The organism is Brachybacterium sp. YJGR34, assembly GCF_003347015.1.
Lineage (GTDB): Bacteria > Actinomycetota > Actinomycetes > Actinomycetales > Dermabacteraceae > Brachybacterium.
The window spans coordinates 1-23512 of record NZ_PNFB01000016.1; the positions used below are offsets into that span (position 1 = coordinate 1).

At 73.0% G+C, this 23512-nt stretch carries 26 protein-coding genes and 1 tRNA gene; 11 read left to right on the plus strand and 16 right to left on the minus strand.

Features of this window, described 5'->3' with window-relative positions; all coding sequences use genetic code 11:
* Positions 1 to 38 precede the first annotated feature (38 nt).
* The 5 genes from CXH06_RS18820 to CXH06_RS13095 are packed head-to-tail and all read left to right on the plus strand — an operon-like array spanning position 39 to position 3614.
* Complete coding sequence (locus CXH06_RS18820) at positions 39 to 170, plus strand: substrate-binding domain-containing protein (RefSeq protein WP_369832994.1); 132 nt, start codon at positions 39 to 41, stop codon at positions 168 to 170.
* The gene (locus CXH06_RS13080; protein ID WP_114855643.1) at positions 167 to 937 is read left to right on the plus strand and encodes an ABC transporter permease; all 771 of its coding nucleotides are present in this window, start codon (positions 167 to 169) and stop codon (positions 935 to 937) included. Before CXH06_RS18820 ends, CXH06_RS13080 begins: the two co-directional genes overlap by 4 nt.
* Complete coding sequence (locus CXH06_RS13085; protein WP_114855644.1) at positions 934 to 1998, plus strand: ABC transporter ATP-binding protein; 1065 nt, start codon at positions 934 to 936, stop codon at positions 1996 to 1998. Before CXH06_RS13080 ends, CXH06_RS13085 begins: the two co-directional genes overlap by 4 nt.
* 21 nt (positions 1999 to 2019) lie before the next feature.
* Positions 2020 to 2967: a cation diffusion facilitator family transporter gene (locus CXH06_RS13090; protein ID WP_114855645.1), complete on the plus strand. Its 948-nt coding sequence runs from the start codon at positions 2020 to 2022 to the stop codon at positions 2965 to 2967.
* Positions 2964 to 3614 carry an endonuclease III domain-containing protein gene (locus CXH06_RS13095; RefSeq protein ID WP_114855646.1) on the plus strand — a complete coding sequence of 217 codons (651 nt, stop codon included), beginning with the start codon at positions 2964 to 2966 and terminating at the stop codon, positions 3612 to 3614. The genes CXH06_RS13090 and CXH06_RS13095 overlap by 4 nt, the downstream gene beginning before the upstream one ends.
* Here the strand turns inward: CXH06_RS13095 and CXH06_RS13100 are convergent.
* Positions 3601 to 4437, minus strand: coding sequence for an alpha/beta fold hydrolase (locus tag CXH06_RS13100; RefSeq protein WP_114855647.1), 837 nt, complete (start codon positions 4435 to 4437; stop codon positions 3601 to 3603). The genes CXH06_RS13095 and CXH06_RS13100 overlap by 14 nt on opposite strands.
* Positions 4438 to 4494: 57 nt before the next feature.
* On the opposite strand from CXH06_RS13100, the gene CXH06_RS13105 reads away from it, so the two are divergent.
* Both CXH06_RS13105 and CXH06_RS13110 read left to right on the plus strand, forming a co-directional pair.
* Entirely contained in the window at positions 4495 to 4968 is a 474-nt protein-coding gene (locus CXH06_RS13105) for a MarR family winged helix-turn-helix transcriptional regulator (RefSeq protein WP_114855648.1), read from the plus strand.
* Positions 4965 to 5585, plus strand: a complete 621-nt coding sequence (locus CXH06_RS13110; RefSeq protein ID WP_114855649.1) for a GyrI-like domain-containing protein — start codon at positions 4965 to 4967, stop codon at positions 5583 to 5585. Before CXH06_RS13105 ends, CXH06_RS13110 begins: the two co-directional genes overlap by 4 nt.
* Positions 5586 to 5622: 37 nt before the next feature.
* On the opposite strand, the gene CXH06_RS13115 is transcribed toward CXH06_RS13110, so the two are convergent.
* Both CXH06_RS13115 and CXH06_RS13120 read right to left on the minus strand, forming a co-directional pair.
* Positions 5623 to 6822, minus strand: a complete 1200-nt coding sequence (locus tag CXH06_RS13115) for an amidohydrolase family protein (RefSeq protein ID WP_114855650.1) — start codon at positions 6820 to 6822, stop codon at positions 5623 to 5625.
* Positions 6823 to 6855: 33 nt separating this feature from the next.
* Positions 6856 to 7515: a GntR family transcriptional regulator gene (locus CXH06_RS13120; RefSeq protein WP_114855651.1), complete on the minus strand. Its 660-nt coding sequence runs from the start codon at positions 7513 to 7515 to the stop codon at positions 6856 to 6858.
* A 68-nt stretch (positions 7516 to 7583) separates the two neighbouring features.
* On the opposite strand from CXH06_RS13120, the gene CXH06_RS13125 reads away from it, so the two are divergent.
* Positions 7584 to 8606, plus strand: coding sequence for a nitronate monooxygenase family protein (locus CXH06_RS13125; protein WP_114855652.1), 1023 nt, complete (start codon positions 7584 to 7586; stop codon positions 8604 to 8606).
* A gap of 21 nt (positions 8607 to 8627) precedes the next feature.
* Here the strand turns inward: CXH06_RS13125 and CXH06_RS13130 are convergent, their stop codons facing one another.
* On the minus strand, positions 8628 to 9527 hold the full coding sequence (locus CXH06_RS13130; RefSeq protein ID WP_114855653.1) for a potassium channel family protein: 900 nt from the start codon (positions 9525 to 9527) through the stop codon (positions 8628 to 8630).
* A gap of 67 nt (positions 9528 to 9594) precedes the next feature.
* On the opposite strand from CXH06_RS13130, the gene CXH06_RS13135 reads away from it, so the two are divergent.
* Positions 9595 to 10125 (plus strand): hypothetical protein, encoded by a 531-nt coding sequence (locus CXH06_RS13135; RefSeq protein WP_114855654.1) that lies wholly within the window; start codon positions 9595 to 9597, stop codon positions 10123 to 10125.
* A 75-nt stretch (positions 10126 to 10200) separates the two neighbouring features.
* Here CXH06_RS13135 and CXH06_RS13140 read toward each other — a convergent pair.
* The 7 genes from CXH06_RS13140 to CXH06_RS13170 form a co-directional block, all read right to left on the minus strand.
* Positions 10201 to 10273 (minus strand) — tRNA-Ala (locus tag CXH06_RS13140).
* 56 nt (positions 10274 to 10329) lie between these two features.
* Complete coding sequence (locus tag CXH06_RS13145) at positions 10330 to 10959, minus strand: histidine phosphatase family protein (protein ID WP_114855655.1); 630 nt, start codon at positions 10957 to 10959, stop codon at positions 10330 to 10332.
* A complete protein-coding gene (rsfS, locus tag CXH06_RS13150; protein WP_114855656.1) occupies positions 10956 to 11333 on the minus strand; it encodes a ribosome silencing factor in 378 nt (125 codons plus the stop codon). The genes CXH06_RS13145 and rsfS overlap by 4 nt, the downstream gene beginning before the upstream one ends.
* On the minus strand, positions 11330 to 11875 hold the full coding sequence (locus CXH06_RS13155; RefSeq protein ID WP_114855657.1) for a hypothetical protein: 546 nt from the start codon (positions 11873 to 11875) through the stop codon (positions 11330 to 11332). The genes rsfS and CXH06_RS13155 overlap by 4 nt, the downstream gene beginning before the upstream one ends.
* Positions 11872 to 12477 carry a nicotinate-nucleotide adenylyltransferase gene (nadD, locus tag CXH06_RS13160; RefSeq protein WP_114855658.1) on the minus strand — a complete coding sequence of 202 codons (606 nt, stop codon included), beginning with the start codon at positions 12475 to 12477 and terminating at the stop codon, positions 11872 to 11874. The genes CXH06_RS13155 and nadD overlap by 4 nt, the downstream gene beginning before the upstream one ends.
* A gap of 5 nt (positions 12478 to 12482) precedes the next feature.
* Positions 12483 to 12665, minus strand: coding sequence for a hypothetical protein (locus tag CXH06_RS13165; RefSeq protein ID WP_114855659.1), 183 nt, complete (start codon positions 12663 to 12665; stop codon positions 12483 to 12485).
* An 88-nt stretch (positions 12666 to 12753) separates the two neighbouring features.
* Positions 12754 to 14037, minus strand: a complete 1284-nt coding sequence (locus tag CXH06_RS13170) for a glutamate-5-semialdehyde dehydrogenase (protein WP_114855660.1) — start codon at positions 14035 to 14037, stop codon at positions 12754 to 12756.
* A 126-nt stretch (positions 14038 to 14163) separates the two neighbouring features.
* Here CXH06_RS13170 and CXH06_RS13175 point away from each other — a divergent pair, with 126 nt between their 5' ends.
* On the plus strand, positions 14164 to 14835 hold the full coding sequence (locus tag CXH06_RS13175; RefSeq protein WP_114855661.1) for a DedA family protein: 672 nt from the start codon (positions 14164 to 14166) through the stop codon (positions 14833 to 14835).
* 3 nt (positions 14836 to 14838) lie between these two features.
* Here CXH06_RS13175 and proB read toward each other — a convergent pair whose 3' ends face one another.
* The 5 genes from proB to CXH06_RS13200 all read right to left on the minus strand — a co-directional run bounded on the left by proB (position 14839) and on the right by CXH06_RS13200 (position 21514).
* Entirely contained in the window at positions 14839 to 15999 is a 1161-nt protein-coding gene (gene proB, locus CXH06_RS13180) for a glutamate 5-kinase (RefSeq protein WP_114855662.1), read from the minus strand.
* Between the two features lie 2 nt (positions 16000 to 16001).
* Entirely contained in the window at positions 16002 to 17534 is a 1533-nt protein-coding gene (gene obgE / locus CXH06_RS13185; RefSeq protein ID WP_114855663.1) for a GTPase ObgE, read from the minus strand.
* Between the two features lie 100 nt (positions 17535 to 17634).
* A complete protein-coding gene (rpmA, locus tag CXH06_RS13190) occupies positions 17635 to 17889 on the minus strand; it encodes a 50S ribosomal protein L27 (protein ID WP_114855664.1) in 255 nt (84 codons plus the stop codon).
* Between the two features lie 36 nt (positions 17890 to 17925).
* On the minus strand, positions 17926 to 18234 hold the full coding sequence (rplU, locus tag CXH06_RS13195; protein WP_114855665.1) for a 50S ribosomal protein L21: 309 nt from the start codon (positions 18232 to 18234) through the stop codon (positions 17926 to 17928).
* 256 nt (positions 18235 to 18490) lie between these two features.
* Entirely contained in the window at positions 18491 to 21514 is a 3024-nt protein-coding gene (locus CXH06_RS13200) for an Rne/Rng family ribonuclease (RefSeq protein ID WP_114855666.1), read from the minus strand.
* A gap of 447 nt (positions 21515 to 21961) precedes the next feature.
* On the opposite strand from CXH06_RS13200, the gene CXH06_RS13205 reads away from it, so the two are divergent.
* Positions 21962 to 23506: a cytochrome ubiquinol oxidase subunit I gene (locus tag CXH06_RS13205; protein ID WP_114855667.1), complete on the plus strand. Its 1545-nt coding sequence runs from the start codon at positions 21962 to 21964 to the stop codon at positions 23504 to 23506.
* The last annotated feature ends 6 nt before the right edge of the window (positions 23507 to 23512 follow it).

Here is a 23512-nt window from a genome sequence, read left to right on the forward strand (position 1 = left end):
GGGACGTCGAGGGCCTCGACGTCCCCGCCGGCGCCGATATCGTCACCACCTCTCCGGCCGCCGCCGTCGAGGGCTCGGCGCATCCGGAGCTCGGCCGGGAGTTCGTGGATCTGCTGGCCGGCGAGGAGGGCCGGCAGGTCCTTCGCGAGCACGGGTTCGGCCGCCCATGAGATCCCTCCCCCGCTGGGTGCTGCTCCCGGCGCTGCTGGGCCTGCTGCTGGTGGTGCTGCCGCTGGTCTCGATGGCCGCGCGCGTGCACTGGGGCGACATCGGGGAGCTGCTCACCAGCGAGTCCTCGCTCGCGGCCCTGCGGCTGAGCCTGCAGACCTCCGCGCTGAGCGCCGCGCTGTGCGTCCTGCTGGGAGTGCCGCTGGCCGTGCTGCTGGCCCGCTGCGAGCTCCCCGGGATCGCCCTGCTGCGCGCCCTGGTCCTGATCCCGCTGGTGCTGCCGCCGGTGGTGGGCGGCATCGCGCTGCTGTACACCTTCGGCCGCCAGGGCCTGCTGGGCCGGCACCTCGAGCTGCTGGGGATCCAGATCGCCTTCTCCACCACGGCCGTGGTCATCGCACAGACCTTCGTCGCCCTGCCGTTCCTGGTGATCAGCCTCGAGGGAGCGCTGCGCACCGCCGGCACCCGCTACGAGCAGGCCGCCGCCTCGCTCGGCGCGCGCCCCACCCGGGTGCTGCTGCAGGTGACGCTGCCGCTGGTGCTGCCCGCGCTGGCCTCCGGCACCGTCCTGGCCTTCGCGCGGGCGCTCGGCGAGTTCGGGGCCACCATCACCTTCGCCGGCAGCCTGCAGGGCACCACCCGCACCCTGCCGCTGGAGATCTACCTGCAGCGCGAGACCGACCCGGAGGCCGCCGTGGCCCTCTCCTTCCTGCTGATGGTGGTCGCGGTCGCGGTGATCGCCCTGACCCGGCGCAGGCCGACCGCATGAGCCTGACGATGCACGCCACCGTTCCCGAGCGCGGCCTCGACGTCGCCCTCGAGGTCGCCGAGGGGCAGACCCTGAGCCTGGTGGGCCCCAACGGCGCCGGCAAGTCCACGATCCTCGATCTCATCGCAGGGACACTGCGGCCGGCCACCGGCAGGATCGCCCTCGATGCGCAGGTGCTCACCGAGGGGCGCACGCTCGTGCCGCCCCACGCACGATCCATCACCACCCTCAGCCAGGATCCGGCGCTGTTCCCCCACCTCACGGCGGCCGGGAACATCGGCTTCGCCCTCCGCTCCCGCGGCGTGCCGCGCCGACGTGCCCGGCTCGAGACGCGGCGCCGGCTCGCGGAGGCGGGCCTGGAGCAGCTCGCCGACCGTCGGCCCGCGCAGCTCTCCGGCGGCCAGGCGCAGCGGGTGGCGATCGCCCGCGCCCTCGCCGCGAGCCCGCGCCTGCTGCTGCTGGACGAGCCGATGGCGGCGCTGGACATCGACGTCGCTCCCGCGCTGCGCGAGCTGCTGCGCCGCGTCCTCGCCGAGCGCACCGCGATCGTGGTCAGCCACGACGCCCTGGACGCGGTGACCCTGGCCGACCGGATCGCGGTGCTCGAGGAGGGCCGGATCATCGAGTCCGGGCCGACGGCCGAGGTGCTCGCCCGGCCGCGCACCGCCTTCGCGGCGCGCTTCGCCGGGCTGAACCTGCTGCACGGCAGCTGGGACGGGGATGGAGTGCGCCTGCCGGGAGGCGAGCTGGTCCCGGCGACGCCCTGGCAGCCCGTGCGTCCCGGCACGCCCATGTCCCTGGCACTGCGCCCGTCGGCCGTCGCCGTCGCCGGCTCCCTCCCCGGCCCCGCGGCCGACGGTCCCAGGCCCGGCCCCGGCCGACCCACGATGCGCCGTCGCATCCGCTCCCTGGAGCCGCTGGGCGATCTGGTCCGGGTGCGGACCGACGATCTCGCCGCGGACCTCGAGCCGCAGCGAATCGCCGCGCTCCGGCTCCGGCCCGGCACGGAGATCGACCTCGTGGTCCGTGGACGGGATGCGGTCGCCTACCCGGCGCGCTGAGCCCGGACGCACAATGGGGGGATGAGCGACTCCCCGGGCAGCAGCAGTCTCACCGTCCTCCTCGCCTTCTGCGCGAACCTCCTCATCGCGATCGCCAAGACGGCGGTCGCCGTGCTCACGGGCTCCGCCTCGATGCTCGCCGAGGCCGTGCACTCCTGGGCGGACACCGGCAACGAGGTGTTCCTGCTGATCGGCGAGCGTCGGCAGGATCGCGCCCCGGACGCCTCCCACCCGCTGGGCTACGGACGGGTGGGCTACGTGTGGGCGATGTTCGCCGCGATCGGGCTGTTCGCCGTGGGCTCCGGGGTCTCGGTGTGGCACGGCATCCAGTCCCTCGGCGCCGAGGCGGAGGACGGCACCGGCTACGGCTGGGCCTACGCGGTCCTGGCCATCGCCTTCGTGCTCGAGGGGACCTCTTTCCTGCAGGCCCTGCGCCAGGCGCGCAGCGGCGCGAAGGTGCGGCGCATCGGTGCCCTGCGCCATGTCAGCACCACCTCGGATCCGATGCTGCGGGCGGTCTTCGCCGAGGATGCCTGCGCGCTGATCGGCCTGCTCATCGCCGGCGGCGGCCTGGCCCTGCACCAGCTGACCGGGAACCCGGTGTGGGACGCGATCGGCTCGATCCTCGTGGGCCTGCTGCTGGGCGCGGTCGCTCTCATCCTCATCTCCCGCAATGCCGCCTTCCTCTCCGGGGAGGGAGGCTCCCCGCGCACCCGCGACCGGCTGCTGCACCTGCTCACGGAGCATCCCGACATCGAGCGCGTGACCCTCCTGCACACGGAGTGGGTGGGCGCCGACCGGCTGCTCGTGGTCGCCTCCGTCGATGTCACCGGCAATGTGCGCGAGTCCGAGCTGCAGGTGCGCGTCCAGGCGATCGAGGACCAGCTCGAGGAGGAGCCGGTGGTGGCGCGGGCGCTGCTGACCCTCGCCCGGCCCGGCAGCACCGAGCAGCTGGTCCCGGGGCGATGAGCGGCCAGGCGCCCGCCGACGACGCGTCCCCTGCCCCCCAGGGCACCTCGCCGGGGGCGGTCGACCTGCGGGCCCTGCACGCGGAGCTGCGGCATCGCCACGGCCCGCAGGGCTGGTGGTGGCCGGGCGAGGAGCCCTTCGAGATCGCCGTGGGCGCGGTGCTCGTCCAGCGCAGCCGCTGGGAGCAGGCGGCCGCCTCGCTGGCCGCTCTGCGCGGACAGGGGCTGCTCGCCCCGGCGCCGCTCGCCCGCGCCGAGGAGGCCCGGGTGCGGGAGCTCGTGCGCCCCTCCGGCCTGCCCACCCTCCGACCGCGCCGTGTGCTCGCCCTCGCGCGGTGGTGGACACGCCGCGCCGAGGAGGTTTCCGTCCTGGACGACGGGGCGCTGCGCGCCGAGCTGCTGGCGGTCGAGGGGATCGGCGAGGAGACGGCCGACGCGATCGGCCTGTACTGCTTCGGCCGGCCCGCCTTCGTGTGCGACGAGTACGCACGCCGGCTGCTGCGGGCGCGGGGTGCCGTGGTGCCCGGCTCCTACCGGGCCTTCCGGCGCGAGATCGCGCCGGCGCTCGACCGGGCACGGCTCGAGGTCGCCGAGCTCGCGGAGCTCCACGGCCTGATCGTCGAGGAGGGGAAGCTCAGAGCGCGCTGAGCAGCTCCCGCACCGCGGCGTCGAAGGACTCGGGCCGCTCGAGGTTCGGGTAGTGGGCGGCGCCCGGGATCTCGACGTAACGCCCGGACCCGCCCACGGAGTCCGCGAGGCGCCGGCCCATCGACCGATGGTCCTCGCTCTCCTGGTCGCCCCCGATCGCGAGCACGGGCACCCGGATCGTGCCCAGCCGTTCCCAGGTCTGCGTGACCGGGGTCGGCGGGTGCGGCGGCAGCGGGAGGCCGTCGGGTCCGACGCGGAGGTGCTGGTGGACGGTGTCGCGGGCCATGGTGCCGATGAGGTCCCAGACGGCGGGGTCGACCTCGTCCCGGGTGCGGTGAGGGCCGGTGGTGAAGCGCTGCAGCACCTCGACCCAGGCCTCGAGGTCGGAGCCCTGCTCGGCCGCGCGCCAGTCGGCGAAGGCCTGCAGCACCCACGGGTCGGTGAACTGCGGCTCGCTGGTCCCGGTGCCGCCCACCACGAGGGCGGTGACGCGGTCGGGATGCTCGAGGGCGACGTCCACGGCCGTGCCGCCGCCCATGGAGATGCCCGCGAGCACGGCGCGCTCGATGCCCAGTGCGTCCAGGAGCGCGACCACGTCATCGGCCAGGCGGTAGGGCCCTTCGGCATCAGAGGATCCGCCGTGGCCGCGCGCGTCCGGGGCGAGGACGCGGTGCTCGGGGAAGGCGGCGAGCTGCGGGTGCCACATGCGCCTGTCCACGGCACCGCCGTGGAGGAACAGGACGGGGAGGGCATCGGCCGGGCCGGTCTCGACGTAGGCGATGCGCTGATCGGGAAGGTCGAGGGTCTGGGTGGAGAGCATCATGACAACCAGGGTGTCATGCCGCCGGACAGATGACAACCGTGGTGTCATACTGGACCGATGAGCACTCCGCTGGATCCGGACTCCCTCGCCGACCGCCTCGCCGAGGTGTACGTCGCCCTCGGCCCGGTCTACCGCCGGGTGGCGCGCATCGTCGAGAAGGACGAGGAGCTCAGCGGCCTCTCCGTGGGCGTGCGCAATGTGCTGGACCAGCTGCGCCGCGACGGCGAGCGCACCGTGCCCCAGCTCGCCCGCGCCCAGGAGCTGAGCCGGCAGTTCGTCCAGCGCATGGTCCATGACGCCCGGAGCGAGGGCTGGGTCGAGCTGACCGACAATCCCGCGCACCGCCGCTCCTCCCTGGTGCGGCTCACCCCGGCCGGCGCCGCGGCGATCGATGCGGTCACCTCGCGGGAGCACGCGCTGCTGGGACGAGTGGGCGGCGACCTCACCGCCGAGGAGCTCGGCGCGACCCTGCGGGTCCTGCACCACATGGATCACGCGCTGGTCGAGATCGAGCAGGAGCGCACCCCATGAGCGACCGGCCGTTCGACGCGAAGCGGGACCTGGACCACTACCGCGCCCGACGCGGCACCTTCCGGTTCCTCGACATCCCGCTCCAGCACTACCTGATGGTCGACGGCGCCGGGGATCCCAACGCCTCCCCCGCCTACCAGGCGGCGCTCGCGGCGCTCTACCCGCTCGCCTATCGCCTGAAGTTCCTCAGCGCACGGGAGCTGGGGCAGAACTACGTGGTCCCGCCGCTGGAGGGCCTGTGGTGGGCGGAGGACATGGCCGCCTTCACCACCGCCCGGGACAAGAGCCGCTGGCAGTGGCGACTGATGATCATGACCCCGGAGTGGATCCGGGCCGAGCACGTCGAGGCGGCCCGCACCGCGACGGGCACGCGGGCCGAGGGATCAGCGGGTGGACCACCGGTGCGCTGGGAGCCCCTCACGGAAGGGCTCTGCGTGCAGACCCTGCACGTGGGCCCCTACGACGCGGAGGGCCCCGTGCTCGAGAGGATGCACCACGAGGTGATCCCCGAGGCGGGTCGCACGAGGCGCGGGACGCACCACGAGATCTACCTCGGGGATCCGCGGCGCAGCGCCCCCGAGCGCCTGCGCACGATCCTGCGCCAACCGGTCGGCTGAGCGCCGCCCGCGCAGGAGGCGCCCCGCCGCGCGCCGGTCAGACGAGGACGTCTCCCGCGCGGGCCACGACGCGACCCCCGGCCAGCACGAGCTCCCGGCGCGGGGCGCGCACGATCGCGTCGGGGACGTTCTCCGCCTCGAGCAGGACCACATCGGCGCGCGCACCAGGCACGAGATCATGGACCTCGCGATGCACGTACGGCGCGGCGGCGCTCGTGGCCAGGCGCGCCACCTGCGCGAAGTCCTCGTCGTAGCGCACTCCGTGCAGGCGCGCGAAGTCCAGCGCGACCCGCAGCAGGTCGCCGTCGCCATAGGGGGACCAGAGGTCGCGCACGCCGTCGGTCCCCAGGCCGATGCCCACGCCGCCCTCGCGCATCGCGACCCAGGGCAGCGGCGCGGAGCGGATCGGCGCGACGGTGGACCAGGAGATGCCCAGCTCCGCGAAGTCCTCGAGCAGAGCCTGCTGGCGGCCGGGCGGGAGCTGGCCGAGCGCGAAGCCGTGGGCGATGTTGACCTTGCCGATCAGGCCCGCCCGACGGGTGCGGTCCACGATCAGGTCGTACTCGAAGGCGCCCAGGTCACCACCGGCATGGAGGTGGATGTCGATCCCGCAGCCATGGCGCGCGGCGATGTCGAACAGGCCGTCGAGCTGGGCGACGGGGTCCCGGTCGATGAGGCACGGGTCGAGTCCGCCGATGCTCTCCGCCCCCTCGCGGGCCGCACGGTCCAGCAGGTCCAGGACGCCCTCGCGCCGGATCACGCCGTCCTGGGGGAACGCGACGACCTCGACCTCGACGGCGTCGCCGAGCGCGGCGGATGCCTCACGGAGCACGGCGATGCCGTCCAGCCCCACCCCCAGGTCCACGTCGACGTGGCTGCGCACGGCGGTGGTGCCGTGGCGGAGGAACTCCCGCAGCACGCGCTCGGTCGATGCGGTGCTCGGGATGCCCAGCGCTCCGCGCTCGGCCCGCTCATGGGCGATGCGTCCCTGGGTGGTGGCCTCGCCGCCGTAGGACACCCATGGCGCGCCCCACCAGGACTTGTCCGCGTGGGCATGGGCGTTCACCAGGCCCGGCAGGGCGAGCAGACCCCGGCCGTCGATCACCTCGGCGCCCTCGGGGCGTCCGGAGCCGGCAGGGAGGACGGCGGCGATCGCCTCCCCCTCGATGACGAGGTCGGCGGAGTCGAGCCCCCAGGGGCGGACGGAGGCGAGGATCGTGGTTCTCGAGACAGTCATGGGACGCGATGGTATACCAAATGGTGTGCCGGGTCAGTCCGGCGCCGCGACGGGGGCCTCCTCGCGCTCCCGCGCGAGGGCCTCGCTCGTGGACAGGTGCTCGGCGACCAGGCGCTGCGCCTCCTCGGCGTCCTGGGCGGCGATCGCCGCGCAGAGGCGTTCGTGATCCCGGGCGATCGCGAGCAGGTCGTCGTGCTGGGAGAGGAACCAGCGCATTCTGCTGCCCAGCATCCGACCGATCTCCGAGAGCACCCCGTTGTCCGCGAGCTCGAGGACGACCTCGTGGAAGTCGGCCCCCGCCCGGCGGGCGGCGACCGCGTCCCCGCGCCGCGCGGCCTCCAGCTCCGCGGAGAGCACCCCACGCAGCCGGTCGAGCCCCTCGGGGGTGCGCCGACGGGCGGCCAGGGCGAAGGCGGTGGTCTCGAGGGCCTCCCGGGCCTCGGCCACGTCCTGCGCCTCCCGTGCGGTGAACTCGTGCACCACCGCCCAGGTGCGCGGTCGGAGGGTGACCAGCCCTTCGCCGGCGAGCTCCTTGAGGGCGTCGCGCACCGGGACCCGGCTGACGCCGAGCTCCTCGGCGAGCTCGCGCTCGACCAGCCGGCCGCCCGGGGCACGCACCCCGTCGAGGATCTCGTCGCGCAGGCGCGCGGTGATGCGTGCCGCCTCGGGCACATGATCGGCAGGTTCGCTCATGCCCTCATCCTCCCAGGGCGAGGCCGCGCCGGAACCGCGCCCGGTGGGCGTCTGGGAGGATCGAGGGCATGATGTCCGCGCTCCTGGATTCCCGTCGTCCTCTGGTCGCCGCCCCCATGGCCGGCGGTCCCTCCACGCCCGCGCTCGCCCGGGCGGTCGCCGCGGCCGGCGCGTTCCCGTTCCTGGCCGGCGGCAATGCCGCCCCCGAGGCGCTCGCGGCGCAGATCGCCGAGGTGCGTGCGCTGGGCGCGGGATTCGGGGTGAACCTCTTCGTGCTGCCTCCCCGCCCGCCGGACCGGGAGGCCTTCGCCGCCTATGCCGCGGAGCTGGCCGAGGAGGCCGCGGCCCACGGGGTGGCCCTGGACCCGGTCCCGCGCGAGGACGACGACCGTTACGGGGAGAAGCTCGCCCTGCTGCAGGCCCAGCCCGTGCCGGTGGTGTCCTTCACCTTCTCCCAGCCGCCCCGGGAGGACGTCGCCTCCCTGCAGGAGGTGGGGTCCACGGTGCTGGCGAGCGTCACCTCCCCGGCCGAGGCACGGGCGGCCGAGGCGCGCGGCGTGGACGGCCTCGTGGTCCAGGGCCCCGCGGCGGGAGGGCACAGCGCCGTCCACGACCCCTCCCGCACGCCGGATCCGATCGCCACACCGGCCCTCGTGGCGCAGGTGGCGGGCGCATCGACTCTCCCTGTGATCGGGGCCGGCGGGGTGGACGGCCCCTCGTCGGTGCGCGCGATCCTGGAGGCCGGAGCGCAGGCCGTGGCCGTCGGGACGATGCTGCTGCGCACCACGGAGGCGGGCACCTCCCCCACCCATCGCGCGGCCCTCGCCGATCCGCGCTTCACCGGGACGATCCTCACCCGCGCCTTCACGGGGCGGCCTGCACGGTCGCTGCGCAACGGCTTCGCGGAGCGCCACGACGCCTCGGCGCCCACGGGCTATCCGGCCGTCCACCGCCTCACCGGGCCGCTGCGCCGCGCGGCCGGGGCGGCGGGCGACGCGGAGCGGCTGCACCTGTGGGCCGGCACCGGGTGGCGCAGCGCCCCCGAGGGCTCCGCCTCGGAGGTCATCGACCGTCTCGCGGCAGGCCTCTGAGCCCTCCGCGCCGCGGCGGCGTCAGGGTCTGCGGTCGTCGGGGCCGGGCGTGGACGCCAACAGGGCGCGGAGCTGCTCGGTGGTGCGCTCGGACTGGGCGATCAGCGCCGCGAGCTGCTCGCGGAGGTCATCCTCCGCCGGCGTGTCCGCGGCGCCGGCCGTGATGGCACCGGAGGTCCCACCCGCCGCCACGCCCACGGCGGTGTCGGAGGCGTCCTGCCCCTCGAGCTCCGGCGCTCCCGCCCCCTCCTCCGCGTTCTTCGCGGGTCCCAGGAACACATTGGCGAGATAGCCCGTGAAGGTGCCGAAGATGCCCACCCCGACGACGATGACGAGCACGCCCACCAGGCGGCCCGCGGTCGTGACCGGGTAGTGGTCGCCGTAGCCCACGGTCGAGATGGTCACGAGGGTGTACCAGAGGGCGTCGGACGCCGAGGTGATGTTCGAGCCCTCGGCGCCTCCCTCGACCGTCAGGATCGCGAGGCTCCCGAACTGCAGCACGAGCACGCCCAGCAGCAGCAGGGTCATCAGTGCGCTGTTGGCGCGGTCGCGCACCAGGGCGTTCCAGACGCGGCGCGCACCGAGGTGGCGCAGGAGCCGCACGACGCGCAGGAGGCGGAACACGCGCAGCACCTTCAGCTGCGGGAACGGCAGGCTGGCCAACAGGTCGGCCCAGCCGTACTGGCGGAGGAGATAGCGGGAGGCGGAGGAGGCCGTCGTGATCCGATAGACGAAGTCCCCCAGGAAGACGACGCTGAACAGTGCGTTCATCACGGCCAGGACGAGCTGCAGGGCGCCGTCGGAGGGGATCGCGACCAGGAGCACGAGATTGACGATCGAGAGGATCGACAGCGCTCCGAGGAAGATCTCGTACGCCGTGCTCTTCAGCTCGGTCCGCTCCCGCCTCCGTCTCCTGACCATCGCGCCATTGTGCCCGACGCCGGATCGCGGACGGTTGCCCGTCCGCTGGGCACGAGAGGATGGCTCCATGACCTACGCGATGACCGAGACCTTGGACGAGCACCCCGCGCAGCGGCTCACGCTGGCCACCTCGGCGCACTTCGACGGGCTCGTCGCAGCACTCGAGCAGGCGGTGCCCGCCCTCTCCGATCCGGAGGCCCTGCGGCGCCTGGCCGAGGACGGCGACTGGGCGGCCTTCGTCCGCGGCCTGGCGTGGGAGTCGCCGAGCGGTTTCGTGCGGGTGGCGACCTCGCGTCCGTCGGACCTGCTGCAGCATGCCGGCAGCCGGTCCTCCTGCATCGTGTGGAGCCTGGCCCACCATGCGATCGCCGCCCGGATGATCCGGCACGACCCGAGCACGATGCTCCACTCCCCGCTGCGACTGGCGGCGTACACCACCGGTTCCCCGGGGACGACGCTGAGCCTGGAGGTGCCCAGCTCCTCGCTGGGCGGCTTCGGACTCGCGAAGATCGCGCAGGCCGGGGCGGAGCTGGACCGCGCGCTCGGCGATCTGCTGGAGGACCTGGGCCTGCCGCGCCCGGCGGCGCTCCGCCGCTGAGGTGCCGGGACAGCAGAAGGGCCCCACCCGGAGGTGGGGCCCTTCTGACGAGTCACTGTCTCACGGTTTCTCGAGTGGAGCTAGGGAGATTCGAACTCCCGACCTCTTCCATGCCATGGAAGCGCGCTACCAACTGCGCCATAGCCCCGTACTGGGCGCCGCCTCTCTCGTGGCGACTCGTAGAGATTACAACGCCTCGGGCCGTCAGGGGAAATCGGGGGCCAGGTTGTGTGACACCAACCTCATGAGCCCGCTGTCGGGCTCCGCGAGGAGGGGTTCGAGGATCGTGCGATGGCAGTTCTCGAGCCCGGCGACGCCGCGGAAGCCGTTGGTGTCCAGCCCGAGCAGGGCGGTGATCCCCAGCGTGATCGCGGCACCGTGCGCGACCACCATCACGGTCGACCCGGCGTGCTCGTCGAGCAGGCGGCGGCAGGCCGACGCGACGCGCGCGCCCACCTCGGGCCGGTCCTCCACCCCGACGCCGAGCACGGGACGGTGCTCGCGCCAGGCGGCGTGCTGCTCGGGCCAGCCGTCCCTGATCTCCTCGCCCCGCAGTCCTTCCCAGTCCCCGAAGCTGCGCTCGAGGAAGGCCGGATCGGTGGCGACCTCGAGTCCGGCGGAGCGGCCGATGATGCGCGCGGTCTCGCGGGCGCGCTGCAGCGGCGAGGCGACCAGGACGTCCGGCGGGTTCCGGGCGACCACGGCCGCGAGGGCAGCCGCCTGGCGACCGCCGGTCTCGTTCAGGGGGATGTCGACCTGGCCCTGGAGGCGCCCGTCGCGGTTGTAGTCGGTCTGCCCGTGCCGGACCAGCACGAGCCGCGTGCCGATCCTCACTCCGCGGCGCCCTCGTCGATCTGCAGGTCGATGATCGGCGCGTCCCGCCACAGCCGCTCGAGCGCGTAGAAGGCGCGGTCCTCGGCGTGCTGGACGTGCACCACGATGTCGCCGTAGTCCAGCAGGACCCAGCGGGCATCGCGCTCCCCCTCGCGGCGCAGCGGCTTGCGGCGGCGCTCGGTCAGCAGGGCCTCCTCGATGCCGCCCACGATGGCGGAGACCTGCCGCTCGGTGTCCCCGCTGCACACGAGGAAGACGTCGGTGATCACGACCAGCTCGGAGACATCGAGGCCGATGACCTCCTGGGCGAGCTTGTCGGCGGCGGCCTGGCCGGCGATCCGGGCGAGGTCGATGATGTCGTCGGGTGCGCTCACGCGGCAGGTTCCTCCAGAACGAGGTGGATGAGGGACGGATCGTGCACGGCGGCGTCCAGGGCGGACGCCTCCGCGGGGCCGATGACCCCGGTCAGCAGCAGGATCACGAGCACCACGATGGCGATCGCGATGAGGGCCCAGACCAGCCACACCAGCGGCAGACCGCCGGAGCGCTCGGGCCGGTGGAGCACCTTGCCGTCGAAGCGCGGTGCGGGGCGCGGGTCGGGAGCCTCGGTGACGGACAGCTCGCCGAGCTCCACGCCGTCGTGATCGCGCTGGATGTCCGGCGCGGTCCGCTCGTCGGGGACCGTCGAGGAGGACTCCTCGCTGAGCTCGATGATGCGCGCGCGACGTCCGAACTTGCGGAGCGTCGGCACCGGGTCCTCGGCGGTGGGCGGGGCGACGGCGCCGCGGACGCCCGGGACCCGGTCCTGCTCGCCGGTGGCCTCCACGGCGGCGCGGGCCTCCAGGGCGGCGCTCTCCTCGGGGCTCAGCGTGCGGGCGCGACGGCCCCGGCGGGGGGTGGTGTCGGGCTCGGTCATCGGCCGTCACCTCCTGTGTAGAGGGCGTACTTGTTGATGTATTGGACGACCCCGTCGGGGACCAGGTACCACACGGGGGCGCCCGCGGCGACCCGGGTGCGGCAGTCGGTGGAGCTGATGGCCATCGCGGGGACCTCGATGAGGGTGACGCCGTCCTCCGGCAGTCCGGAGGTGTCCAGGGCGTGCCCGGGGCGGGTGACGCCCACGAAGTGCGCGAGCGCGAAGATCTCCTCGGTGTCCTTCCAGGTGAGGATGTTCTGCAGGGCATCCGCACCGGTGATGAAGAACAGGTCCGCATCCTCGTGCTCCCGGCGCAGGTCACGCAGGGTGTCGATGGTGTACGTCGCCCCCGGCCGGTCGATGTCGACGCGGGAGACGGTGAAGACGGGGTTCGCCGCGGTCGCGACGACCGTCATCAGGTACCGGTGCTCGGGGTCGGAGATGTCCCGGTCGTCCTTCTGCCAGGGGCGCCCGGTGGGGACGAAGACCACCTCGTCCAGACCGAACACGCTCTGGACCTCGCTGGCGGCGACGAGGTGGCCGTGATGGATGGGATCGAAGGTCCCGCCCATCACGCCGATCCGGCGTCGCTGCAGCTCCACGTCGATCAGTGATCGGTGGAGGAGTCGGACTTCTTGTCCTTGGAGCGCTGGTGCGCACCGCCGGTGAGCCAGGTGAGACCGAGCAGGGTCATCAGGATGATGAAGGCACCGATCCCGACGACGGGCGCGCTGAGCCCCTCGCTCGCTTCGGCGCCGGACTCGGCGAGGATCATGAGCTGATCGATCATGTTCGTGCAGGCCTTTCCACGGGTGACCGCGCCATCATCCCACAGCACGGCGCCGGGTCACCCCCCGGCGCGCGCGATGGGAGCGGGTTCACGGGCGCACCTGCCCCTGACCGACGACGAGCCACTTGGTCGCGGTGATCTCGCGCAGGCCCATCGGGCCCCGGGCATGGAGCTTCTGCGTGGAGATCCCGATCTCCGCGCCGAAGCCGAACTGGCCGCCGTCGGAGAAGCGGGTGGAGGCATTGGCCATCACCACGGCGGAGTCCACCTCGTCGAGGAAGCGCTGCTGGCTGCGCAGGTCCCGGGTGAGGATCGACTCGGTGTGCCCGCTGGAGTGGGCGCGGATGTGGGCGAGCGCCGCGTCGAGATCGTCGACCACCGCGACGGCGAGCTCGAGGGCGAGGTACTCGGCGTCCCAGTCCTCCTCGGTCGCAGGGACCACCTCGACCCCGGTGCCGGCGAGCAGGGACCGGGAGCGCTCGTCGGCGTGCAGCCGCACCCCGGCCGCGGCGAGCGGCCCGGCCAGCCGGGGCAGGGCCGCCTCCGCGATCTCCCGATGCACCAGCAGCGTCTCGAGGGCGTTGCACACGCCCACCCGCTGCGTCTTCGAGTTCAGGATGATGGGCTCGGCCTGGTCGAGATCGGCGCCGGCATCGAGGTAGACATGGGTCGTGCCGGTGCCGGTCTCGATCACCGGGACCAGGGAGTTCTCGACCACGCGACGGATCAGGCCGGCGCCCCCGCGCGGGATCAGCACGTCCACCAGGCCGCGGGCGCGCATCAGCGCATCGACCCCGTCGCGGCCGTGCTCGTCGATGCCCACCACGAGGTCCTCGGGCAGATCGTGCGCGGCGAGCACTCGTCGGAGCACCGCGATCAGGGCGGTGTTGGAGTGCAGGGCCGCGGAGCCGCCGCGCAGCACCACGGCGCTGCCGGCCTTGAGGGCGAGGCCGGCGGCATCGACGGTGACATTGGGGCGCGCCTCGTAGACCATGCCGATCACGCCCATGGGCACGCGCACCTCGCGCAGCTCGAGCCCGTTGGCCAGCACCGAGCCGCGCACCACCTCCCCGACCGGATCGGGCAGGGCGGCGGCATCGCGCAGCTGGCCGGAGATCGTCCCGACCCGCTCGACGTCCAGCGCGAGGCGGTCCCGCAGTCCCGGCTCGATGCCGGCGGCATCGGCCGCCTCGAGGTCCCGGGCGTTGGCCGCGACGATCTCCCCGGCGGAGGCCACGAGCGCGTCGGCCATCGCGTGGAGCACCGCGTCCTTGGTGTCGCGATGGAGCCGGGCCAGTGCGGGCTGGGCCTCGCGCGCCGCGCGGGCGGCGGAGGTGACGGCGTTCTGGACGGCAGAGCGATCTTCGGTCATGCCGGGAGTCTACGGAAGAGGGCATACAGCGGAGCCGGAGCGTCCGTTCAGGGAACCTTGCACCACGTGCCCTACCGTCGCCACACCTGACTGTGCACGCCGAGCCCCGAGGAGGGACCGCCCCCGATGGACTCCGTGCTGCACCTCGTGGAGGTCGTGATGGCCTCGCCGTGGCTGTATGCGGTGCTGTTCCTGGTGGTGGCCGTCGACTCCGTGTTCCCGGTGCTGCCCGGCGAGACCGTGGTCGTCACCGCCGGCACCTACGCGATCGTCCAGGACTCCCCCGCCCTGTGGCTGCTGCTGCCGGTGACCGTCGCCGCCGCCGTCTGCGGCGACCTCACCGCCCACCACGTGGGACGGGGCGCCGGGCCGCTCGCGCAGCGGCTGCGGCGGAACCGGATGGGCGATCGGCTGTTCACCTGGGCCGAGGACGGACTGAGGACCCGCGGCGGCGCCATCATCGTCACCGCCCGCTTCGTGCCAGGAGGCCGCACCGCCACCTCGATCACCTCCGGGATGATCGGGTATCCGCGCGGGAAGTTCCTCGCCTTCTCCCTGCTGGCCGCCACCGCCTGGGCGATCTACTACATCGGCCTCGGGATGGCCGGGGGCTACCTCTTCCGCGACCAGCCGCTGCTGGGCGTGGTGATCGGCGTGGGGATCGCCCTCGTGCTCAGCACGATCATCGAGCGGGTGCGCGTGCGCCGCATGCGTCGCGCGCAGCGGCGTCGGGCGGCGGCGGAGATCGCCGAGGACCCGGCCGCGAGCAGCGAGCAGAGCGTCGGCGCCCTGGGCTGAGCCTCAGAGCACCACCAGGTGGTCGCGGTGGATCGCCGACCGCCGGTATCGCTCCCCCAGCCTCTCGCGCAGCTCGTCGGAGCCGTGGCCGGCCATGACGCGCAGCTCCTCGCTGCTGAAGCTCGTCAGTCCCCGCGCGAGGATCGTGCCGTCGGGTGCCGCGAGGTCCACCGGGACCCCGGCCGGGAAGGTGCCCTCGACCCCGGTGATCCCCACCGCCAGCAGGGACCGACGGCGGGTCCGCATCGCCGCGGCGGCGCCCTCGTCCAGGTGCACGGTGCCCGCGCCGCGGGTCGCGAAGCGCAGCCACACCAGGCGGGAGCGACGGCGCCCGTGGTGCGCGGGGAAGAAGGTGCCGATGTCCTCGCCGGCCACGGCCGCCGCGAACTGCTCGGTCGAGGTCATGAGGGCTGCGGTGCCGGTGGTCGAGGCCAGCTGGGCGGCCGAGAGCTTGGTGACCATCCCGCCGGTGCCGACCTTCGAGCCGACCTCCCCGATGCTCACCCCGGCCAGGTTCGCGACGTCCTCGACCAGGCCGATCCGCCGGGCGCCGGGCTCCCGCGGGGGCGCGGTGTAGAGGGCGTCGACGTCGGTGAGCAGCACCAGCGCATCGGCGCCGAGCAGCTGGGCGACCAGCGCGGCGAGCCGGTCGTTGTCCCCGAAGCGGATCTCGTGGGTCGCGGTGGTGTCGTTCTCGTTGACCACCGGGACGGTGCCGAGCGTCAGCAGGGACTCCAGGGCGCTGCGGACATTGCGGTAGGTCTGGCGGCGGATCACGTCGGACTCCGTCAGCAGCACCTGGCCGGTGATCCGGCCGCGGGCGGCGAAGGCGCTGGACCAGGCGGTGGCCAGCAGGGCCTGGCCCACGCTGGCCGCGGCCTGCTGCAGCTCCACGGAGGTGGGACGCTGCTCCATCCCCAGCGGGCCGAGCGCCGCGGCGATCGCGCCGGAGGAGACGATCACCAGCTCCGTGCCACGCTCGGCGAGAACCGCCGCGGTGTCCACGATCTGCTCGATGCGCCCGCGATCCAGATGCCCGTGGGCGTCGGTGAGGCTCGAGGAGCCGATCTTCACCACGATCCGACGGGCCTGCGCGAGGTCCTCCCGGGTGGTGAGCCGTGCGGGCTGGCGCAGCTCCGCCGCGCCGTTGCCGGTGCCCGCCACGCTCAGCGGGGCCCGTCGTCGTCGGCCGGATCCGCCCAGTGACCCTGCTCGCGCTCGGCCCGCATCGCCGAGATCCGGTTCATCCGCGCCTCGGTCCGGGCCCGCTGGTCCTCGCGCTTCTGCTCGCGGGTGGGGCGGTGATCATCCTCGAGCCGCTTGTCGGTGCCGCGCCGGCCCAGCAGCTCGGCGCCGCCGACCATCGTCGGCTCCCAGTCGAAGACGACCGCGTCGTCGCCGGGGCCGATCAGGACGGTGGAGCCCGCGACGGCGCCGGCCGCGTACAGCTTGTCCTCGACGCCCAGGCGGGCCAGACGATCGGCGAGGAAGCCGACGGCCTCGTCGTTGGTGAAGTCGGTCTGACGCACCCAGCGCTCGGGCTTGTCGCCGCGCACACGGAAGGCGGTCTCGCCCTCGTACTGCTCGGTGACCACCCGGAACCCGGTCTCGTCGACCGCCCGCGGGGTGAGCACGATGGGGGCCGCCTCGGGCGCCGGGAGGGCGGCACGGGCCTGCTCGACCAGCTCGCCGAGGAGGAAGGACAGCTCACGCAGCCCCTTGCGGGAGACGGCCGAGACGTCGAGGATCGGGATCTCGCGCTCGGCGAGCCGCTCGCGGACCATGTCGGCCATGTCGGCGCCGTCGGGGAGATCGGTCTTGTTCAGGACGATGACCGTGGGGCGCTCCATGAGCGGGACGCGCGTCTCTGCCTCCTCGTCGAGGCCCGCCGCGTACACGGCCAGCTCGTTCTCGATGATGGCGAGGTCGCTGACCGGGTCACGATCGGACTCGAGGGCCGCGGCGTCCAGGACGTGCACGATGACGTGGCAGCGTTCGATGTGGCGCAGGAAGTCCAGGCCCAGCCCCTTGCCCTGGCTCGCGCCGGGGATCAGGCCGGGGACGTCGGCGATGGTGTAGCGGTGCTCGCCGGCCTCGACCACCCCGAGGTTGGGGACCAGGGTGGTGAAGGGATAGTCCGCGATCTTGGGGCGGGCGGCGCTCATGGCCGCGATCAGGGAGGACTTCCCGGCGCTGGGGTATCCCACCAGCGCCACGTCCGCCACGGACTTGAGCTCGAGCACCAGGGTGCGCTCCTGCCCGGGCTCGCCGAGCAGCGCGAAGCCGGGGGCCTTGCGCTTGGTGGAGGCCAGGGCCGCATTGCCGAGCCCGCCGCTGCCGCCGCGAGCGGCGACGAAGCGGGTGCCGATGCCCATCAGGTCCGCGAGCACCGTGCCGTCCCCGTCGGTGACGACCGTGCCGTCGGGCACCGGCAGGACGAGGTCCTCGCCGCGCGCGCCGTGGCGCAGGTCCCCCTTGCCGAAGCCGCCGCCGGTGGCCCGCTGATGGGGCCGGTGGTGGTACTCGAGCAGGGTGGTGGTCGAGGCGTCGACCTCGAGGATCACATCGCCGCCGCGGCCGCCGTCGGCACCGTCGGGCCCCGCCAGCGGCTTGAACTTCTCGCGGCGGATGGAGGCGGCGCCGTGGCCGCCGGATCCCCCGACGACCTGCAGCTGGACGCGGTCGACGAATGTGGCCATGGGTGCTCTCCGAACGTGGTGGTGAGATGCGTCGAGGGGCGGAGCGTTCGGCTCCGCCCCTCGATGAGACGCTGCATGCCCCGGCGTGCGGGGCGAGCGGTCAGACCGTCTCGACGATGCTGACCACGCGGCGATCGCGCTTGCGGCCGAACTCCACGGTGCCCGCGGTGAGCGCGAACAGGGTGTCGTCGTTGCCGCGACCCACGCCGTCGCCGGGGTGGATCTTGGTGCCGCGCTGGCGCACGATGATCTCGCCGGCGCCGACGGTCTGGCCGCCGAAGCGCTTGACGCCGAGGCGCTGGGCGTTGGAGTCACGCCCGTTCTTGGAGGAGCTGACGCCCTTCTTTGATGCCATCTGGAATCAATCCTTGTCTTGTCTCGAAGGGATCGCTCAGGCGATGCCCGTGATCTTCAGCTTGGTGAGCTCCTGGCGGTGGCCCTGGCGCTTCTTGTAACCGGTCTTGTTCTTGTAGCGGAGGATCCGGATCTTGTCGCCGCGGAGGTCCTCGACCTTCTCGGCGGTGACCTTCACCGCGGCCAGCTCGCTCTGGGCGGACGTGACCTTGTCACCGTCGACCAGCAGCACGGGAGCGAGATCGATGCTGTCGCCCGCCTCGCCTGCCACGCGGTTGATCACGATGGTGTCACCGACCGACACCTTCTCCTGACGACCGCCTGCGCGGACGATTGCGTACACCACGTCACTGCTCCATCTTGTGAATCGGATCTGATCTTCGAGTCGTGCATCCTGCTGGGTGTCACCGCGGACCTGCGACCGTCAACCGCTGCCTCGCCCCGTGAAGGGATCGGCCGGGAGATGCGGTCGCGCGATGTCCACCTCGGTCACGACATCGGCACGTTCTGCGCCAAGGAACAGCTTACGATCCCGTGAACGGTCGGTCAACCACCAGAGGCCGTGCGACCTGCGAGAACGCGGTCACACCCTGTGGAACGCGTCACCTCTGGGAGGGGGCGTCCTGCTCCCACTCAGAAGCGGACGAGCCGCCGTCCTGCGCGGGCGCCGTCCCCTCGGCCTCCGGGGCGTCGGCGGCGGGGCTCTCCTGCTGCTCCGCCGGCGACGCCGACGGCTCCCGGTCGGCCTCGGCCGCGCCGTCGTCCGCCTCGGGGGAGGTCTCGGACGGCGTGTGGCTGCCCGAGGCGGCGGCGATCGAGGCGATCGTCGCCCGGGCGAGCGCACGGCTGTCCGCGTCGTCCTCGAGACGGTGGACGTCGTCCTGCGATTCCTGCGACGAGGAGTCCTCGGTCTCCGGGGCCTCCTTCGCGCCACCCCGGGAGCGCCGCCCCCGGCGTCGCGAGGACTTCGAGGACTCGTCCCCGCCGCCGTTCCCGCCGCCGCCGTGGGTGTGCTCGCCGTCCATGTCGACGACCAGCCCGCGCCCGTGGCAGTGCTCGCAGGGGGCGGAGAAGGTCTCGACCAGGCCCTGGCCCACGCGCTTGCGCGTCATCTGGACCAGGCCCAGGGAGGTGACCTCGGCGACCTGATGCTTGGTGCGGTCGCGGCCCAGGCACTCCACCACGCGGCGCAGCACGAGGTCACGGTTGGACTCGAGCACCATGTCGATGAAGTCGATGACGATGATGCCGCCGATGTCGCGCAGCCGGAGCTGCCGCACGATCTCCTCGGCCGCCTCGAGGTTGTTCTTGGTGACGGTCTCCTCGAGGGAGCCGCCGGAGCCGGTGAACTTGCCCGTGTTCACGTCGACCACGGTCATGGCCTCGGTGCGGTCGATCACCAGGGAGCCGCCCGAGGGCAGGTACACCTTGCGGTCCATCGCCTTGAGCAGCTGCTCCTCGATGCGGTGCTTGGCGAACACGTCCTTGTCGCCGACGTGCTTGGTGACGCGCTCGAGGAGATCGGGGGCGACCTCCTTGACGTAGGCATGGACGTCGTCGTAGACCGCGCCGCCCTCGACGATCAGGGAGGTGAAGTCCTCGTTGAAGACGTCGCGCACCACCTTGATCGCGATGTCGGGCTCCTGCGAGAGGGCCACCGGCGCGGACTTCGCCTTCTGCGCCTTCTGGATCCGCTCCCACTGGGAGCGCAGGCGCTCCACGTCGTGCGTGAGCTCCTCCTCGCTCGCCCCCTCGGCGGCGGTGCGCACGATGACGCCCGCGTCCTCGGGGATGATCTGGCGCATGATCTTCTTCAGCCGCGAGCGCTCCGTATCGGGCAGCTTGCGGGAGATGCCGGTCATGGAGCCGCCGGGGACGAACACCACGTAACGGCCGGGCAGGGAGATCTGGCTGGTCAGTCGCGCACCCTTGTGCCCGATCGGGTCCTTGGTGACCTGCACCAGCACGGGGTCGCCGCTCTTGAGCGCGAGCTCGATGCGGCGCGGCTGCCCCTCGAGGCCCACCGCGTCCCAGTTGACCTCGCCGGCGTAGAGCACGGCGTTGCGGCCCTTGCCGATGTCCACGAAGGCGGCCTCCATGGACGGCAGCACGTTCTGGACCTTTCCCAGGTAGACGTTCCCGACCATCGACGTCTGCGACTTCTGGGCGACGTAGTGCTCGACGAGCACATCGTCCTCGAGGACGGCGATCTGGGTGCGCCCGGGACGCTCGCGCACCACCATGGAGCGCTTGACGGACTCGCGGCGGGCCAGGAACTCGGCCTCGGTGATGACGTTGCGGCGACGCCCGGCGTCGCGACCCTCCCGGCGGCGCTGGCGCTTGGCCTCCAGACGGGTCGAGCCCTTGACGGCCTTGACCTCGTCCCGCGCCTCGCGGACCTTCACCACGGTGTTGGGCGGATCGTCGGTGGAGCCGCTGCTGTCGTCGCTGCCGCTGCCGCCGGAGCGACGGCGCCGACGCCGGCGCCGCGAGCTCGAGGAGCCGCGATCGGAGCTGCGGTCCTCGTCCCCCTCGCCTGAGGAGGAGTCCCCCTCGGAGTCCGTCGAGCCGTCCGTGTCCTTCGCGGTGTCCTTCTCGTCCTCGGCCGAGTCGCCCTCGTCGTCCCCGCGTCCGCGGCCGCGGCGACCGCGGCCACCACGACGACGACGCCGGCGGGAGCCCCCGCCGGAGGACTCGGAGGAGCTCTCCTCGTCCCTGTCCTCGTCCTCCTCGGAGGTCTCCGGGGACTCCGTCGCGGCCGGGGCGTCGGCCGGAGTGCTCTCCTCGACCGCTCCGCTCTCGCGCTGGGCGGAGCGGCGCGAGCGGCTCCGGCTGCGGCGGGAGCGGGTCGACTGCTCCTCGTCGCGCCCGGCGTCCTCGGCACCGTCGCCGTCCTCCTCGGCCGGCTCCTCCTCGACGGCCGCGAAGGAGAGCTCCGCGCTGCCGACCGGGGCGTCCTGCGCCCCGACGGTGGTGCGGGGCTGCGGGGTGGGCGCCTGGAACAGGAGGGAGGCGAAGTCCATCTGGACCTGCTCCCGGCGGCGGGCGCGGTCGGTGTCCTCCGCGGAGGCGTCCTCGGCGGGCTCGCTCGCCTCGCCCCGCGCGGTGGCCAGGGCGCGCAGATCGCCGACGACGGGGTTCTCGCCGGTCTCGTCCGCACCCTCGGTGCTCGCGGTCGAGGAGTCCTCCTCCGCGTCCTCCGCGGGCTCGACGTCGTCGGTCGCGGCGGTGGCCTCGTCCTGCGGGGCCTGCGCACCGGTGGTCGTCGGGGCGGGGCTCGCCGCGCGCTCCGGGGTGCTCACGGGCTCGGCGTCCTCGCTGCGGGACTCCTCCGCCTCCGGCTCGGCGGGGGCGGGGATCACGGGGGCTCCGGCGGGGGCCCCGGCACGGCGGCGACGGCGCTTCGCGGCGGTCGGCGCCGGCGCGGCGGGCTCCTCGGTGCTCGCCTCCTGCGGGGCGACGACGGTGCGCGGCGCCGTCTCCGACTGCGGAGCGATCGGGGGCGGAGTGAACGCCGGCGCTCCGGCCGGCGAGCCGGCGCGTCGCCGCTGCCGGCGGGCCGGAGCGGCCTCCGGCGTGCCGTCCGGGTTCTCGGAGTTCTCGGGAATGCGGGTGCTGTCAGCCATGCGGCCGTCTCCTTCTGGAGGGCCAGCGCACCCTGACCCCTTCTGGTCATCGTCCCTGGGGACGGAAGTCTCTAGCCCTCGCCGTCGCGCAGCTCCCCGATGGAAGCGCTGCGATGCCGAGCGAGAGAGCACTGCGGTCGCGGTCGTCCGCGTAGCCGGTGCTCCGACGTCACGACGCCGGGAGGTTCCCCCACCCGGTACGGAGCGGGAGAGTGCCTCCGCCAGTATGGCACAGCGGGATCTGCCCGCCGGGAGCGACATGCTCCCCGGCAACCTCGCTGATCAGGGCGGAGCACGGGATCCCACCGGCCGTCCGCGGGGCGCCGTCGCGGACCCGCGGACGCCCCGACATCGCTTTCCGCCGCGTTCCGGGGGACCATGGTCCCGTCGCAGGACACAGGGGGCCCCTAGGTTTCCTGACAGCGTGTCGTCCATCCGGGAGGATCCATGGAAGCCCTCGACCTCGCACGGTGGCAGTTCGGCATCACCACCGTGTACCACTTCATCTTCGTGCCCCTGTCGATCGGGCTGTCCCTGCTCGTGGCCATCATGCAGACCATGGCGATGCGGGCCCGCGACCCGCTGCGCAAGGACGCCTGGACGCGGATGACGAAGTTCTTCGGCTCGATGCTGATCGTGAACTTCGGCATCGGCATCGCGACCGGCATCGTCCAGGAGTTCCAGTTCGGCATGAACTGGTCCGAGTACGCGCGGTACGTGGGCGACGTCTTCGGCGCGCCCCTCGCGCTCGAGGGGCTCGCGGCCTTCTTCCTCGAATCGGTGTTCCTGGGGCTGTGGATCTTCGGGTGGGGGAAGATGCCCGAGAGGATCCACCTGCTGACCATCTGGGCGGTCGCGATCGGGACCATGCTCTCGGCCTACTTCATCATCGCCGCGAACTCCTTCATGCAGCACCCCGTCGGCGCGATGCTCAACCCGGAGACCGGGCGCGCGGAGCTGGATCCGTCCCAGGGCTCGCTCTGGGGCGTGCTGACGAACATCACCGCGCTCGCGGCCTTCCCCCACGTCATCTCCGGCGCCTGGCTGGTGGCCAGCGCCTTCCTCGTCGGGGTCGCCTCCTGGCACATGGTGAAGCACCATCGGGCCGCCCGCGAGCTCGGCCTGGAGACCGAGGAGGGGGCCGAGCAGGACCGCGCCGCCCGCGACCTCTACCGCCCCACCGTGCGCTTCGGCGTGATCGCCATGGTGGTCTCCGCCGTGGTGCTCGTGATCTCCGGGGACTTCCAGGCGCAGATCATGTTCAAGCAGCAGCCGATGAAGATGGCCTCCGCGGAGGCGCTGTGCGAGACCGAGAGCGGAGCACCGTTCTCGATCCTCACCGTCGGCGGGCCCGACGCCTTCGCGACCGACTGCTCCGAGGTCACCCACCTCATCGAGATCCCCTACCTCACCTCCTTCCTGGCCACCCACACCTTCGACGCCACCCTGCAGGGCGTCGACGATCTCAACGCCCAGTACAAGGAGGACTTCGGCGAGACCGTGACCGACGTCCAGGGCAACGAGGTCGCCGTGGACTACCGGCCAAACCTCTTCGTCACCTACTGGTCCTTCCGCCTCATGATCGGACTGGCCGCCTTCAGCGGGATCGTCGCGCTGTGGGCGCTGTGGGCGACCCGCCGCGGCCGGACCACCGGGTCGAAGGCCTTCCAATGGTTCACCGTGCTGGCGATCCCCATGCCCTTCCTGGCGAACTCCGCCGGCTGGGTGTTCACCGAGATCGGGCGCCAGCCATGGGTGGTGCACCCCAATCCGGACGATCCGACGATCCGCCTGCTCACCATGCAGGGCGTCTCCGGCAATCCCGGGTGGATGGTCGTGATCTCCCTGGTCGCCTTCACCCTCGTCTACGGCGTGCTGGCGGTGATCTGGTTCCGGATGATGCGGCGGGCGGCCCTCAAGGGCGTCCCCCTGGCCCGCCGGGACCCGACGTCCGACGAGCTCGACACCCCCACCCTCTCCTTCGACTACTGAGAAGGG